This window comes from Microbacterium trichothecenolyticum, assembly GCF_041938625.1.
Classification (GTDB): Bacteria; Actinomycetota; Actinomycetes; order Actinomycetales; family Microbacteriaceae; genus Microbacterium; species Microbacterium trichothecenolyticum_D.
Genome location: NZ_CP169427.1, coordinates 4,270,550 through 4,285,007 on the forward strand (window position 1 = coordinate 4,270,550; position 14,458 = coordinate 4,285,007).

At 69.7% G+C, this 14,458-nt stretch carries 12 protein-coding genes; 7 read left to right on the forward strand and 5 right to left on the reverse strand.

The features are described 5' to 3' along the window. Positions 1-35 precede the first annotated feature (35 nt). The 3 genes from ACEYYH_RS19720 to ACEYYH_RS19730 all read right to left on the reverse strand — a co-directional run bounded on the left by ACEYYH_RS19720 (position 36) and on the right by ACEYYH_RS19730 (position 2,969). On the reverse strand, positions 36-1,055 hold the full coding sequence (locus tag ACEYYH_RS19720; RefSeq protein ID WP_374975988.1) for a VOC family protein: 1,020 nt from the start codon (positions 1,053-1,055) through the stop codon (positions 36-38). Positions 1,056-1,161: 106 nt separating this feature from the next. Continuing rightward, on the reverse strand, positions 1,162-1,938 hold the full coding sequence (locus tag ACEYYH_RS19725) for a hypothetical protein (protein ID WP_374975989.1): 777 nt from the start codon (positions 1,936-1,938) through the stop codon (positions 1,162-1,164). Beyond that, on the reverse strand, positions 1,935-2,969 hold the full coding sequence (locus tag ACEYYH_RS19730; protein WP_374975990.1) for a Gfo/Idh/MocA family protein: 1,035 nt from the start codon (positions 2,967-2,969) through the stop codon (positions 1,935-1,937). Before ACEYYH_RS19730 ends, ACEYYH_RS19725 begins: the two co-directional genes overlap by 4 nt. Positions 2,970-3,073: 104 nt before the next feature. Between ACEYYH_RS19730 and ACEYYH_RS19735 the strand changes: the two genes are divergently transcribed. Together ACEYYH_RS19735 and ACEYYH_RS19740 are read left to right on the forward strand one after the other, a co-directional pair. Beyond that, positions 3,074-4,351 carry an ROK family protein gene (locus tag ACEYYH_RS19735; protein WP_374975991.1) on the forward strand — a complete coding sequence of 426 codons (1,278 nt, stop codon included), beginning with the start codon at positions 3,074-3,076 and terminating at the stop codon, positions 4,349-4,351. 106 nt (positions 4,352-4,457) lie between these two features. Beyond that, positions 4,458-5,900: a hypothetical protein gene (locus tag ACEYYH_RS19740; RefSeq protein ID WP_374975992.1), complete on the forward strand. Its 1,443-nt coding sequence runs from the start codon at positions 4,458-4,460 to the stop codon at positions 5,898-5,900. A 17-nt stretch (positions 5,901-5,917) separates the two neighbouring features. On the opposite strand, the gene ACEYYH_RS19745 is transcribed toward ACEYYH_RS19740, so the two are convergent. Beyond that, positions 5,918-7,063 (reverse strand): Gfo/Idh/MocA family protein, encoded by a 1,146-nt coding sequence (locus ACEYYH_RS19745; protein WP_374978264.1) that lies wholly within the window; start codon positions 7,061-7,063, stop codon positions 5,918-5,920. A gap of 115 nt (positions 7,064-7,178) precedes the next feature. After that, complete coding sequence (locus ACEYYH_RS19750) at positions 7,179-8,219, reverse strand: substrate-binding domain-containing protein (RefSeq protein WP_374975993.1); 1,041 nt, start codon at positions 8,217-8,219, stop codon at positions 7,179-7,181. A gap of 303 nt (positions 8,220-8,522) precedes the next feature. On the opposite strand from ACEYYH_RS19750, the gene ACEYYH_RS19755 reads away from it, so the two are divergent. The 5 genes from ACEYYH_RS19755 (at position 8,523) to ACEYYH_RS19775 (ending at position 14,453) form a co-directional block, all read left to right on the forward strand. After that, entirely contained in the window at positions 8,523-9,998 is a 1,476-nt protein-coding gene (locus tag ACEYYH_RS19755; protein ID WP_374978265.1) for a sugar ABC transporter ATP-binding protein, read from the forward strand. Continuing rightward, positions 9,995-11,056, forward strand: a complete 1,062-nt coding sequence (locus ACEYYH_RS19760) for an ABC transporter permease (protein WP_374975994.1) — start codon at positions 9,995-9,997, stop codon at positions 11,054-11,056. Before ACEYYH_RS19755 ends, ACEYYH_RS19760 begins: the two co-directional genes overlap by 4 nt. A gap of 128 nt (positions 11,057-11,184) precedes the next feature. Beyond that, positions 11,185-12,324 (forward strand): ROK family transcriptional regulator, encoded by a 1,140-nt coding sequence (locus tag ACEYYH_RS19765; RefSeq protein WP_374978266.1) that lies wholly within the window; start codon positions 11,185-11,187, stop codon positions 12,322-12,324. A gap of 153 nt (positions 12,325-12,477) precedes the next feature. Continuing rightward, a complete protein-coding gene (locus ACEYYH_RS19770; protein WP_374975995.1) occupies positions 12,478-13,458 on the forward strand; it encodes a sugar phosphate isomerase/epimerase family protein in 981 nt (326 codons plus the stop codon). After that, the gene (locus ACEYYH_RS19775; RefSeq protein WP_374975996.1) at positions 13,455-14,453 is read left to right on the forward strand and encodes a sugar phosphate isomerase/epimerase family protein; all 999 of its coding nucleotides are present in this window, start codon (positions 13,455-13,457) and stop codon (positions 14,451-14,453) included. Before ACEYYH_RS19770 ends, ACEYYH_RS19775 begins: the two co-directional genes overlap by 4 nt. Positions 14,454-14,458: the final 5 nt, after the last annotated feature.

Below are 14,458 nucleotides of genomic sequence, written 5' to 3' on the forward strand. Positions count from 1 at the left end.
AGGAGCGGGATCGGCTCCGCTCCTGGCCGGGTCTGTCAGCCCTGGCCGTGCTTGGCGTAGGGATTCAGCAGGGCGTCCTTGATCTCGTCGGGAACGCCCTCCTCCGTCGCCGACGGACCGTCGGCGGGCGGGAAGGACTCCGTCATCGACATCGGCATCGCACTGTTGCGGTAGAAGTTGTTCGACCCCTGCGACGGCTTCCAGGTGTTGGCCTCCCAGTCGGGGACGTAGTTGCGGTAGCCGCCGGTGTTGAGCTCGATGCGCAGGCTCGAGGGCTCGCGGTAGTACAGGAAGTTCTGCTCGCCGATGCCGTGGATCGACGGGCCGTACTCGATCGGGTAGCCGTTCTCGCCGAGGATGTCGGCCGCGATGAGCAGCTCCTCGCGGGTGTCGACCCAGAACGCGTAGTGGTTCACGCGGCCGGCGCGGGTGGAGCCGTCGAGGACGACGCCCAGGTCGTGCGACTTCTCATTCGTGGTGAGGACGGAGAAGACCGAGATGGGCGCCTCGTCGAGCACCGTGCGGGCCATGAAGCGGAAGCCGAGCACATCGACGTACCACTTCACGAAGCCGTCGACGTCGCTCGTGGCGATCGTGACGTGGTCGAGCTGGCGCGGGGCACCGGCGACCTTGCTGCGACGCGAGGGTCGGTCGGGGTAGATCGAGGCGGCGTCGCCCTCGGCGTCGTGGTGGCGCGTGACATCCCAGTGGAGCGTCAGCGTGTGACCCCACGGCCCCGTGAACCGGTACGCGCGGCCGATCTTGTGGACCTCGACCCACTCGCCCCGGACACCGGCGCCCTCGACGCGCTGGGCGGCCTCCTCGAGCGCCTCGGGGCTCGAGGTGCGCCATGCGGCGGTCACGAGACCCGGCTCGTCACCCGGAACGACCACGAGGGAGTAGGCGTAGTAGTCGCCCCAGCAGCGGAGGTAGACCGCGCCGTCGACGCGGTCGACGACGGTGAGGCCGACCTGCTTCACGTAGAAGTCGACGGATGCCTCGACATCCGGCGACGTGATGGCCACATACGAGAGATGCGACAGAAGCTTGATCATCTTCGATCCTTTTCGGTGAGTCGTCGGGGTGATCCCGTCACCCACTTTCGCCGAAGTCAGGCATATCGAGGAATCCCATATCGGCTATCTCTCGGATCACCGACGTTTATGCGGATCGTCCCGTACGCAGGGCGTCGGCGAGCGCGGTGTCGTGGCGCAGATCCGCGAGGTCAGAGGACCGCCGGGTCGTGTCTGCCGCCGCGATCGCGCGGCGGAGCGCAACGCGCTCGGAGCTCTCGAAGCGCGCAGGCAGGATGCGTCGGCCCGCGGCGTCGGTGATCGCCACGACGGTGTCGCGGTCGGCGTCGATCTCGACGCGCGCCCCGGCCACCGTCGTGATCCGCACGCGACCGAGGGACGGTGCTCCGGATTGGAGGGCGGCAACGACCGACACCACCGCGCCGTGCTCGGATTCGAGGAGACCCAGCACGCGGCCGCCCCACGACTCGGCCGCGCGGAGCATGAGCGGAGCGCCCGCGATGACCCGCGCCCAGCCGATCGCGTCGCGCAGCGCCAGGGCGAGCGTGCGAGCAGGTGCATGACATTCGACGACGAGTGCGCCGGCAGCCGGCAGGCCCTCGATCGAGTCGCTCACCCCGGCGACCATGTCGGCACGGAGCAGGGGCCGCTCGACGACCACAGGCGTCGCATCGGCGAGGGAGGCGAGCGCATCCAGCGATTCGACCGGGGCAGCAGAGGGCCGGGCGACGACGACGGCGGCGGCGCCGGCGCTCGCTGCGTCGGAGGCGCCCTGCCACCACGCGTCGTCGCCGGCAACGACGACGACGACGCCATCGACGTCATGGCTCGCGATGGCACTGTCGGGCAGCTCGGCCACCGCGACGCGGTACGGCTCGAGGTCGGCACGGACGCGGGTCGTCATGATGCGGCTCCGATCAGCTCGGCCGCCGTCTCGGCCAGCTGCAGGCCGTAGCGGGCGTCGTCGAGCAGCTCGTCGTACTCGACAGGCAGGCCGGCATCCAGCAGCTCCGCGAGGGCGCGCCACTCCGCGACGTACCCGTCGCCGGGGTCGTGCGCGTAGATCGTGTCGCGCCCGTCGGCGGCGCGCACACGCACGCGCGCTCCGCCCGCGTGCACGAACGGCGGCGGGAAGCTGACGTCCAGCCGGTCGGTGGTCGTTGCGACGGCGATGCGCCACAGCGTGTCGGCGCCGTCCGGAAGCATCGCCGTCGTCAGCTGGACGGGGATGCCGCTCGCGACGAAGCCGACGGCGTATCCGACAGGGGGCAGCGCACGCGCGAAGACGACGCGCTCGAAGCGCGGCGCCAGGTCGCGCACGAGCGGCAGATCGTGGATCGCGAGCCCGGTGAGGAGCTGACGCACGACGCCCGCCGCCACTTCGGCGCGCGTGAGGTCGGGAACGCCGCGCCCGACCGCCGCCGCCTCGGGGAGCTCCGTCACGAGCTCGTGATAGCGCGCGTTCGGCGGCAGCGCGAGCGTCACCGAGATCGACACGACGGGCCCTCCCGACGCCGTGAGGTGGTGCTTGGCGCGTCCCCACGCCGGGTCGAAGTAGTGGTTGGTGCCCACGATGAGCGCCACGCCGGCGCGGCGGCACGCCTCGACGGCTTCCTCCGCCTCGGCGACCGTCGTACCGATGGGCTTCTCGCAGAACACCGCGCGCTTGCCCGCTGCGACGGCCGCGACGATCTGGGCCGCGTGCTGGGCGGGCGGGCTGCAGATCGCGACGACCTCGACCTCGGGGTCCGCCATGATCGCCTCGGCGCCGGTCGACGACCGGGCGTCGACGCGGGCCGCGAGCGCGGCCGAACGGCCGCTGCCCCCGTCGGCGATATGCACGACGCGGAAGGCATCAGCCAGGCGCTCCAGGGTCGGAAGGTGCAGCGCCGCCACCCCGGGACCGGCACCGACGATACCCACGCCATGCGTCATGACGCCTCCTTACTTCGGCTGGAAGCGTACCTAAGTTCGAAGCAGTTTGACTATACATATCGCGATTTCCGCATCTGCCGCGCGGTGTTATGTAAGAATCGACCATGGCCAGAGAGTCCACCCTGCGGTTCGGCGCACAGACCGACGAGATGACGAGTCTGCTGCGCATCGTGAACATGGTTCGCACCGGCGAGGCCACCACGCGTCCCGAGATCGGGCGCGTGACCGGACTCGGCCGCGGAGTCGTGACGCAGCGCGTCGACCACGCCATCGAGATGGGCTACCTCGCCGACGGCGAGTTCGGCCCCTCGTCCGGGGGCCGCGCACCGCGCACCCTCCGGTTCCGCGGCGACGCCGGTCGCATCGTCGTCTGCGCACTGGGTGCGCTTCACATCCACGTCGGCGTCGCACTCCTCGACGGCGACGTCATCGATCAGGAGCATGCGCCGTGGGACATCGCGCGCGGCCCGGCCGAGACCCTCGACAAGGCCCTCAGCATGATCGACGAGGTGCTCGCACGCACCCCGGACGTGCCCGTCTGGGGCATCGGCGTGGGCGTCCCCGGCCCGGTGGACTTCGACAGCGGCCGCCCGGTCGCGCCGCCCATCATGCCCGGCTGGAACGGGTTCGACGTGAGGCGCCGCTTCGAGCAGCGTTACGACGCGCCCGTGTGGGTCGACAACGACGTGAACCTCCTCACATTCGGTGAGCGGGCGCGCCGCGACGACGACCGCCTCGACCTCATCTACTGCAAGATCGGCTCGGGCATCGGCGCCGGACTGCTCTCGCATGGCCGCATCCATCGCGGCGTCAACGGCGCGGCCGGCGACATCGGGCATGTGCGGGTGCGCGATTCCGACGCCCTCTGCCGCTGCGGCAAGGTCGGCTGCCTCGAAGCCGTCGCCGGCGGCTGGGCGATGATCCGCGATGCCCTCGCCGAGATCGAAGCCGGCGCCACCGGCGTGCTCACCGCCGCTGTCACCGAGGGCGAAGAGCTCACGCCCGAGCGCATCTCGCTCGCGGCCGAGAACGGGGACGCCCTCGCGATCCGGCTCGTTCAGCGCTCGGCCCGCGTGGTCGGCGAGTCGATCGCGGCGCTCGTCAACATGTTCAACCCGTCGGTCATCGTGATCGGCGGCGCGATGGCCGGCGCTGGCGAGCTGCTGCTGGCCGAGGTGCGCCAGCGCGTGTACGAGCTGTCACTCCCCCTCGCGACCCGCGATCTGACGATCGCGCAGTCCATCAACGATCGGGGCGAGCCGTTGCGGGGCGGCGTCGAGATGGTGCGCGAGCAGCTCTTCGAGGTCACCTTCCCCCGCTGGTTCGGCGATGGGCGACCCTCCGTCGGCGCGATCCGGGGCCCGCTCGACGCCGCAGCGTGAGCAAGACGTCACACACTCTCGCCCACTTCTTACGAAAATCGATAAAAGCGTGTAGCTTCCTGTCTGAAGCCGCTGGACCCGGCTCCGACACGAGGGAGTGAACACGATGGCGTTGCCGCTGCTGCTGGACGATGCGCTCGTCGCGACGGAGTCGGGCTTCGCCCTGCGCGTGAGCCTGCCGTGGATCCGCTCGATGCCTCTCGCCGGCGTCACCGACCTCGCGGTGCACGTCGACGGCTCCCCCGCTCCCGTCACCATGCGGCTCGACGGCCGTGACGTCGAACCCGCCGTCCTCGCGGCCGAGCCCGGGTGGTGGTTCATCCAGGATCGCCTCGAGCTGCGCGGTGGACGGATGCTGCGGCCCGGCGCCCACGATGTCGCGGTGTCGTTCGTGCTCGTGGTGCCGTACCTCCAGGCCGGGCCGTCCGGGCCGCTCACCCTGCCGTTCCGCGCCGAACGTGCGCTCGACCTGGGGGACGCAGCATCCGTTCGCCCGTACTCGACCGCGGCACGCGCGATCGTTCGCGAGCCGGAGGGCACGTCGCAGGACGACGTTCCGGGCGAGTGGACGATCTCGGCGAGCGCGTTCAACTGGACGCCCGAGGTGATCCGTGCCGAACGGCCCGCCGCCGACATCGCGGTCGGTGTGGTCGAGGACCGCGTCGCGTCGCACATCGAGATCGAGGCCGGGCAGGTGTGGCGCTCGTTCCCGGAACCGTCGGACGCGGAGGTCGACGCTCTCCGTGAGCGCCTGGCCGCCGCGGACGGTGCGGTGACGATCGTCGGCGCGAGCCTCGACGACTGGGCTTCGGCCACGCGCCGGCGCACCGAGGAGGAACGGCTCGCCTTCCTCGTACCCCAGCTGCGCGCCGCCGCACGGCTGGGCGCCCGGGGCGTGCGCGTGCCCTTCGGCCAGACCGGGCCCGAGCTGCTGCGGCTCGCACAGCCCGTGCTCCACGAGCTGGACGTGGTGCTCTACGAGGAGATCCAGGGCCAGCAGACGCTCGATGTGCCCGCTGTCGCGACGAACCTCGAACTGCTGCAGGAGCTCGATGACCCCCGCATCCGCGTGCTGATCGACATCAGCCTGCTCATGCCCTCCTTGCCGCCCTCCTACCTCGAAGAGCTGCGCGACGGGGGCGTCGACGAAGACCTGGTCCGGCGCCTCGAGACCGAGTGGCGCGCACCCGAGACCCACCAGGCCGTGGTCGCGATGCTCCGCGAAGGCCGCGTGCCGCCCGCGGTGCAGACGCTCTTCATGAACCTGCTCGTGCGCTTCGGCCGCTCCGACGTCGCCGAGCTCGAGCCGCTGCTCCCGCTCACATCGGGGGTGCACCTCAAGTTCTGGGATCTCGACGACACCGACGGACGCGTGTCACGGCCCATCGGCGACATCGGGGCGGCGCTGCGGCGCACCGGCTTCGCCGGGACCCTCACCAGCGAGTGGGGCGGCCACGAGTGGCTCGACGCCGACCCCACGACGACGACCCGAGCGCACCTCGACCTCGCCCGCGGCGTGCTGGCCGCAGCATCCGTTCCGGCACGCTGACGGGCGTCCGAGCGGCGTCAGCCGCCGGTGGGAGTCCAGGCGCTGCCGTTGTCCGAGCTGCGCCCGACGGCATCGAGGACGCGCTGGATGTGGAGGCCGTCGTCGAACGAGGGCTCGGGCTGCGTACCCGACGCGATCGCGGTGACGAGGTCGGCGACCTGGTGGCTGAAGCCGTGCTCGTAGCCGAGCATGTGCCCCGTCGGCCACCAGGGCGCGAGATAGGGATGGTCGTGCTCGGTCACGAGGATCCGCCGGAAGCCCTGCTCGGTGTCGGGGAGGGTCGCGTCGTAGAACCCGAGCTCGTTCATGCTCTCGAGGTCGAACGAGATCGCACCGAGCGATCCGGCGATCTCGATGCGGAGCGCGTTCTTGCGCCCGGTCCGGAAGCGCGTCGCCTCGAACGATGCGAGCGCACCGGACGCGAGCCGGCCGGTGAAGAGGGCGAGGTCGTCCACCGTCACGGCGCCGCGCTCCTGACGTGCCGTTCCTGAGAGCCCGACGCCCTCGCCGAGCAGCGGACGCTCGGTCACGATCGTCTCGAGGATGCCCGAGACCGTCTCGACGCGCTGCCCGGTGATGTATTCGGCCAGGTCGACCGCGTGGGCGCCGATGTCGCCGAGGGCTCCCGAGCCCGCGCGGTCCTTCTGCATGCGCCAGGTCAGCGGCGCCTCGGCATCCATCAGCCAGTCCTGCAGGTACTCCGCGCGCACCTGGCGGACGTCGCCGATGCGGCCCGCCGCGACCAGGTCGCGCGCGAACGTCGCCGCCGGCACCCGACGGTAGGTGAAGCCCACCATCGAGCGCACGCCGCGGGCCGCGGCACGAGCAGCGGCATCTGTCATCGCCTGCGCCTCGGCGACGGTGTTGGCGAGAGGTTTCTCGCACAGCACGTGCTTGCCGGCGTCGAGGGCGGCGATCGCGATCTCGGCGTGCGTGTCGCCCGGCGTGACGATGTCGACGAGATCGATGTCGTCACGGCTGATGACCTCGCGCCAGTCGGTGGCGCTCTCGCGCCATCCCCACTTCTTGGCCGCGGCCGCCACGGCCGAGGCATCCCGCCCCACCACGACGTCCATCGACGGCGACAGCGGGAGGTCGAAGAAGCGGGGTGCGACGCGCCAGCCTTGCGAGTGCGCAGCCCCCATGAAGCCGTAGCCGATCATGGCGACACGCAGCGGCCGGGTGCCGGAAGCGGTTTCGTCGGTTGTCAACGCGGTGTTCCCCTCGTGAGGCGGTCGCGGGCGCCCGCCGTTTCGACGGACGCCCGCGAGGAATGACTTACTCGAAGGACAGGTCGATGTACTGGTCGACGTTCTCCTTCGTGACGACGGGTGCGTCGAGCACGACCCGGTTGGGGATGCTCGGCGTGATGAGGTCGCCCATGGTCTTGCTCTGCGCGATGAGGCGCGCGAGCGCGACGCCGTCCGCCGCCTGGGTCGACGGGTAGATGACCGTCGCCTTCAGCACCGTGTCGTCGGCCTCGATCGCCTCCATCGCGCTGCGGCTGCCCGCGCCGCCCATCATGAAGAACTCGTCGCGACCGGCCGAGTCGATCGCCGCGAGCACGCCGATACCCTGGTCGTCGTCGTGGTTCCAGATCGCGTCGATCTGCGGGTTGGCCGCGAGCAGCTGAGATGCCGCAGCCTCGCCGCCGGCGACCGTGAAGTCGGCTGCCACACGGGCCGACACCTCCAGGCCGCAGTCCTCCAGCGCGTCCGCGAAGCCTTGCGAGCGGTCCTGCGTCAGCGGCAGCGAGTCGATGCCGGCGATCTCGGCGACGAAGCCTTCGCCACCGAGCTGCTCGCAGATGTACGTGCCCGCGCTCACCCCCATGCCGTAGTTGTCGCCGAGGATCGTGGTGCGCGCGGCGAAGGGGCTGGAGAACTCGCGGTCGACGTTGATGACCGGGACGCCGGCCTCCATCGCCGCGATGGCCGCCTCGGTGAGGGCCGCGCCGTCGGTCGGCAGAAGCACGATCGCGTCGACGCCGTCGTTCACGAAGGTCTCGACGGCGGCGATCTGGGCGATCGGGTCGTTGGTGCCCTCGGCGACGCGGAGCTCGACGTCGTCGAAGCTGTCGGCGGCCGCCTGCGCGCCGGAGTTGATGGCGCCGAGCCAGCCGTGGTCGGCGGCGGGGCCCGAGAAGCCGATGACGACCGTGTCGCCCGACTCCGCGTTCTCCTCGGACGTGGTGCCCTGGTCGACGACGTTCTCCTCGTCGGCGCCGGTGCCGGTGCAGCCCGCGAGAAGTCCGACCGCCGCGACGGCGGCAGTACCGGCCAGCAGAAGCCGTGTGCGCACCTTCAGGTGTGAGCGCATTCTTTCCTCCTTGAAATGTGATGCAGTGCGGCAGCGCACGGGGCGAGCTCCGGAGCAACGGCGCACGGGCCTACCGTCCACGCTGACGGGCTCACGGTAGCAGGCGCATGGGAATTGCGACAGCTTTTGCATTAGTTGCGGCAGAAGCGTTTTTACGCAACTTTCGCGCTGGGACAGGGAATTACCGCATCGTCGCACTCACAGACGACCTCGCAAGAGGCCATCGACGCGTTCGAGGCCGCATGTTATGTTCATGCCGTGATCAAAGACGACCATGAATCGGCGTTACTCGTCGTCCAGGGCGTGACGAAGTCGTTCGCGGGTGTCAAGGCGCTGCGCGGCGTCGACCTCGACGTCCGCGCCGGCGAAGTGCACTGCATTCTGGGCCAGAACGGTGCCGGGAAGTCGACACTCATCAAGACGCTCGCCGGGGCCCACAGCCCGGACGAGGGCACGATCTCGTGGCTCGGTGAGCCGGTCCAGATCCCCAACCCTGAGTCGGCCATCGAGCTGGGCATCGCCACGATGTATCAGGAGCTCGACGTCGTCGACGGTCTCACCGTCGCTGAGAACATCTTCCTCGGCCATGAGCTGTCGCGCGGCGGGTTCACGAAGCGCTCCGAGGCGGCCAAGCAGACGCGCGAGCTGCTCCGCCGGCTCGGACACGGCAACCTCTCACCCCACACCGAGGTCGGCTCGCTGAGCGCGGCGAGCAAGCAGATCGTGAGCATGGCGCGCGCCCTCTCGCACGACATCAAGCTCATCATCATGGACGAGCCCTCCGCCGTGCTCGACAGCGAGGAGGTGAAGAACCTCTTCCACGTCGTCAGGGAGCTGACCGCATCGGGCATCGCGGTGGTCTACATCACCCATCGTCTGGAAGAGATCCGCCAGATCGGCGACCGCATCACGGTCCTGAAGGACGGCAGGTCGATGGCGAGCGGCATCCCCGTCTCGGGCACGTCGACCGCCGAGCTCATCAAGCTCATGACCGGTCGTGAAGTCGCGAATGTCTTCCCGGCACCCGTGCCGGTCCCGGCCGACGCCCCCGTCGTGCTCGAGGTGCAGGATCTGGCGCTGTCGGGCGTCTTCGAAGACGTGTCGTTCTCGGTGCGCGCCGGTGAGATCGTGGGGCTCGCGGGCCTGGTCGGATCGGGACGCTCCGAGATCCTCGAGACCATCTACGGCGCACGTCGCTCGACGAACGGCACGGTGAGGGTGGCCGGCGACGAACTGCGGCGCGGATCGGTCGTCGCGGCAGTGGGTGCGGGGATCGGTCTCTCGCCGGAAGAGCGCAAGAGCCAGGGGCTCGTGCTCGACGAGCCGGTCTACTTCAACGTCACGCTCGCGTCGATGAGGCGGTTCGCGAGGGCGGGATTCCTCGACGAGCGCGGCGCACGAGCGGCGGCCCGCGCACAGATCGAGTCGCTCGAGCTGCGTCCCGCCGACCCCGATCGCCCCACGATCACGCTCTCCGGCGGGAATCAGCAGAAGATCCTGCTCGCGCGCTGGCTCGTGCACGGCACCAAGGTGCTGCTGCTGGACGAGCCGACGCGAGGCGTCGACGTCGGCGCGCGCGCCGAGATCTACGCGCTCATCCGCGAGCTCGCCGCCGCAGGGAACGCCATCGTGGTGGTCTCGAGCGAGATCGAGGAGGTGCTCGGTCTCGCCGACACCGTCCTCGTCATCGCCGACGGCCGCATCCTCGAAACCCGCCCCGCCTCCGAGATCGACGAGCACGGCGTGCTCGACCTCGTCATGAAAGGAACCGCCGCGTGAGCGAGCAGACCACCGGGACCGCTGGGGTCCCCACCGCCAGCGAGGCACCGCCGCCCGCCGGTGCGCCCGAACCCGCCCAGACATCCGGAGTCCGCCGCGTGCTGTCGGGGTCGGTCGGACGCAACCTGGGCCTCGTCGTCGCACTGCTGCTCCTCGTCATCGTGGGAGCGGTCACCGCACCCGACACGTTCTTGAGCGTGAGCAACACGCTCACGATCCTGCGCCAGGCGTCGATCCTCGGCGTCGTGGCCATCGGCATGACCCTCGTCATCACGGCGGGCGGCATCGACCTGTCGGTCGGCTCGGTCCTCGGTCTCGCGTCGGTGGTCGCGACGCTGGCCGCCATCCAGGACCTCGCCGACCAGATCCACTGGATCCTCATGATCGTGATCGCGCTGCTCGTCGGCGTGGCGGCCGGCCTCATCAACGGCATCGTCATCGCATACGGCAAGGTCGTCGCCTTCATGGCGACGCTGGCCATGCTGATCGCGGCCCGCGGACTCGCCGAGGTGCTGGCGGAGCGCCGCACGCTCCAGGTGAAGGACCGCGACTTCATCCAGTTCCTGAACCTCGACATCATCGGCGTCGACATCCTCATCTGGATCTTCGCGATCGTCGCGGCGATCGGCTGGGTCGTGCTCAACCGCACGACATTCGGCCGGCGCACCGTCGCCATCGGCGGCAACCGCGAGGCCGCCCGCCTGGCGGGCATCAATGTCAAGCGGCACACCATGTGGCTCTACGCGATCTCGGGACTGTGCGCCGGCATCGCCGCGATCATGTACCTCGGACGCACGACAGCCGGCACCTCGACGCACGGCACGCTTCTCGAGCTCGACGCGATCGCCGCCGTCGTCGTCGGCGGCACGCTGCTCGTCGGCGGCCGAGGAACCATCACGGGCACCGTGTTCGGCGTCCTCATCTTCACGACGCTGACGAACGTGTTCGTGCAGAACAACCTGAACTCGTCGATCCAGGCCGTCGTCAAGGGCGTCATCATCGTCGTCGCCGTGCTCCTGCAGCAGCGCTTCGCCAGGCCCACGGGTCGCGCGACGTGAGCGCCCCGGCCGTCGCCGGGGCGCGGCATCCGTCGACTCCCCGCTTGCGGACGCGCCACCTCCCGCAACTGATTGACTGAGTCGTGGTCACTCTCTCCTCTGAATCGGCCGTCGCCGGCAGCGGCGCGATGGAGCTGTTCCAGCTGCTGCGGGACGGCGTGCCCCGCACGCGCGCCCAGCTCGCGAAGTCCACCGGTCTCGCGCGGTCGACGATCGCGGCCCGTGTCGAGGAGCTCATGCGGATGGGGCTCATCATGCCGGTGGCGGATGCCGCGTCCACCGGTGGACGACCCCCCTCTCAGTTCGCTCTCAACCCGAGCGCCCGGGTGGTGCTCGCGGCAGACATCGGCGCATCGCACACCACGGTCGCGGTGGTGGACCTCACCGGGGCGATCCTGGCCGCGCGCACCGAGTCCCTCGCCGTCGCGGAGGGGCCTGAGCGCGTACTCACGTGGGTGGTGGACGCCGCGGTCGGGCTTCTCGAAGACGCCGGGCGCGACGTGCGCTCCCTCGTCGCCATCGGCATCGGCGTGCCGGGTCCGGTCGAGCACTCGACCGGGCAGCCGGTCAACCCGCCGATCATGCCGGGCTGGAACCGGTTCGACGTGCCCGGCTGGGTTCAGCAGCATCTCCAGGTGCCGGTGCTCGTCGACAACGACGTCAACATCATGGCGCTCGGCGAGCGGGCCACGGCGTGGCCGACCACGGCGCACCTCATGTTCGTGAAGGTCGCCACCGGCATCGGCGCGGGCGTGATCTCCGGCGGCGAGCTGCAGCGGGGCGCGCAGGGGGTCGCCGGCGACATCGGCCACGTGCGCGTCGCGCGAGGTTCGTCCGTGCCGTGCCATTGCGGCAATCAGGGATGCCTCGAAGCCATCGCCTCAGGACCCGCCATCGCCCGTGCGCTCCGGGCCCAGGGGGTTCCCGCCGAGAGCGGCGACGACGTGGTGGCACTGGTCAAGCAGGGCAACCTCGATGCGATCCAGGCGGTGCGCCAGGCGGGACGCGATATCGGCGAGGTGCTGACCGCCTGCGTGAGCCTGATGAACCCGTCGGTGATCGCGATGGGCGGCTCGATGTCGCGCGTCGGGGAGCACCTCATCGCGGGCGTGCGCGAGGTCGTGTACACGCGCTCGATGCCGCTCGCGACCGAGCACCTCGCCATCGTGCCGTCGGCGGCCGCCGAGAACGCGGGGGTCATCGGGGCGGGCATGCTGGCGATCGAGCACGCGCTCTCGCCTGAGGCCTTCCACTCGCTCGCCGGCTGACCGTTCAGCGCGGGTGGCCGTCGCGGCCCGGCGGCCGCATGTGCAGAAACTTCTTACGAAATCAGACACAAGCGTGTAGCTTCTTGTCGAAAGCTGAGCTGTCAGTCGACCGCGGTCGACCTCGGCATGCACACCCGAGCCCCAAGGAGCACGATGACGTCCCCTGACGTGCACGCACAGGATGCGAAGCGGATCAAGTGGAGCTACATGGACCACTGGCGCGCGAACGGCCCCGCAGGCCCCTATGACCAGTGGCAGTCGCGCCGCGCGATGACCAGATTCCTGCGGCAGGTGGCCGCCGTGGGCTTCGATGCGATCGACACGTTCGACTTCCGCATCTGGCAGATCTTCGAGCAGTACGGATCGGTCGCCAACTACCAGGAGTTCGTGCAGGAGCAGGGACTCGAGCGCATCGTGAACACCTTCCACGGCGTCTACTACACGCCCGATCGCTATGCGCCCGAGGTTCCGGCCACGCACGGCACGATCCTCGACGACTTCAAGGTGACGATGGATCGCTGGTCCGACATCCAGCTCGAGAACATCATCGTGATGCCGGGATCTCGCTACTTCGACGAGGCGGGCGTCCCTGACGACGGTCTCAAGCATGCCGCCGACATCTGGGGGAAGGTCGGCGAGCTGACCCAGGATTACGGCGTCAACCTGACCTGCCACCACGAGTTCTACGCCGGCATCCGCACGCGCGACCAGATCGACCGCTTCTACTCCTATGCCGACCCGCGGTACGTGAAGTTCTTCGTCGACACCGCGCAGCACTGCATCGCCGACGTCGACCCCGTCGACGTGTACGAGAAGCACCACGAGCGCGTGACGGGATTCCACTTCAAGGACACCCGGTTCAAGGACACCAACGAGGACTACCGCATGTTCCCGGACGCCGAGGTGTCGGCGAAGACGACCGAGAAGTGGTTCTACGAGATGGGCACCGATGAGGGCCTCGTCGACTTCGAGTCGATGATGCGTTCGGTGCGGGACCACGGCTATACCGGCTGGATCAGCGTGGAGCACGACAAGGCCGACAAGCTCGGAGGGGACTACTCGGAGAGCACGGCGATCGCGCGGTGGTACGCGAAGAACGTCCTCGACGGCATCTATCAGGAGAAGAGCGCATGACCGGCATCCGTTGGGCGTACGCCCTCAACCAGTGGGACACGAACATCGATGCGTTCGTGCGCAAGCGCGAGCACGAGCGCGCCTTCAAGACCGTCTCGATCAGCGGCTTCTCGGCAGTGGAGCTCACCGCGGTGAGCTTCGGTGCGTGGGAGCCCCTGGGGACTCCGCAGCAGATCACCGACCTCCACGGATCTCTCGACGGCTTCCGCGAGGTGCTGCGCGCATGCGCGCTCGAGGGGGTCTCCAGCTACGTCTACGACCCCTTCGTCGGGTTCGACGTCGAGATGGGCCGGGGATACGACCCCCTGCTGGAGACGAGCATCCCGAAGATCACCGAGACTGCTCGGTGGTTCGCGGGCGCGCTGCGCGCTCTGGGCGGTGACGTGCTGGTCGTGCGGCCGGCCGGCTCGGCGTGGCAGACCGGCCCCCTCAGCGATGAGCAGATCGAGGCCTTGGCGCGGTGCTGGAACACCGTGGGCGCTGCGGTCGCCGAAGACGGAGTCGCGCTCGCCCTGCACTTCGACTTCCTGTCGGCGCTGCGCCTCGACAACGGGCTCGAGCGGCTCCTCGCCGCAACCGATCCCGAGCTCGTCGGGCTCGCTCTCGACACGGCCGAGTTCGCCATCGCCGGGATGGACCCGGTCGACTTCTACACCCGGCACGCAGCGCGGGTACGCCACGTGCAGCTCAAGGATGGTCGCGCCCTCGTCGACGATGAGGAGGCCCGCACGTCTCACGCGGAGCACTTCGTGCGCACGGAGGGTGGAGCCCGCGGCATCCTGCGCTGGTTCTTCGAGCCGACGGACGAGGACGGGCTCGTGGACTTCGTGGCGTTCACCGAGGCGCTGGCCGACCACGGCTACTCGGGCTGGATCGTGGTCGAGTCGGACCAAAGCCCGCACCCCGCCGAGAGCACGATGGTGAGCGGCTGGTACGTCCAGCAGGTGCTCGCGCCGATCCTCGAGACCGCTCGGTCGATCGCGACGCCAGTCTGACCATG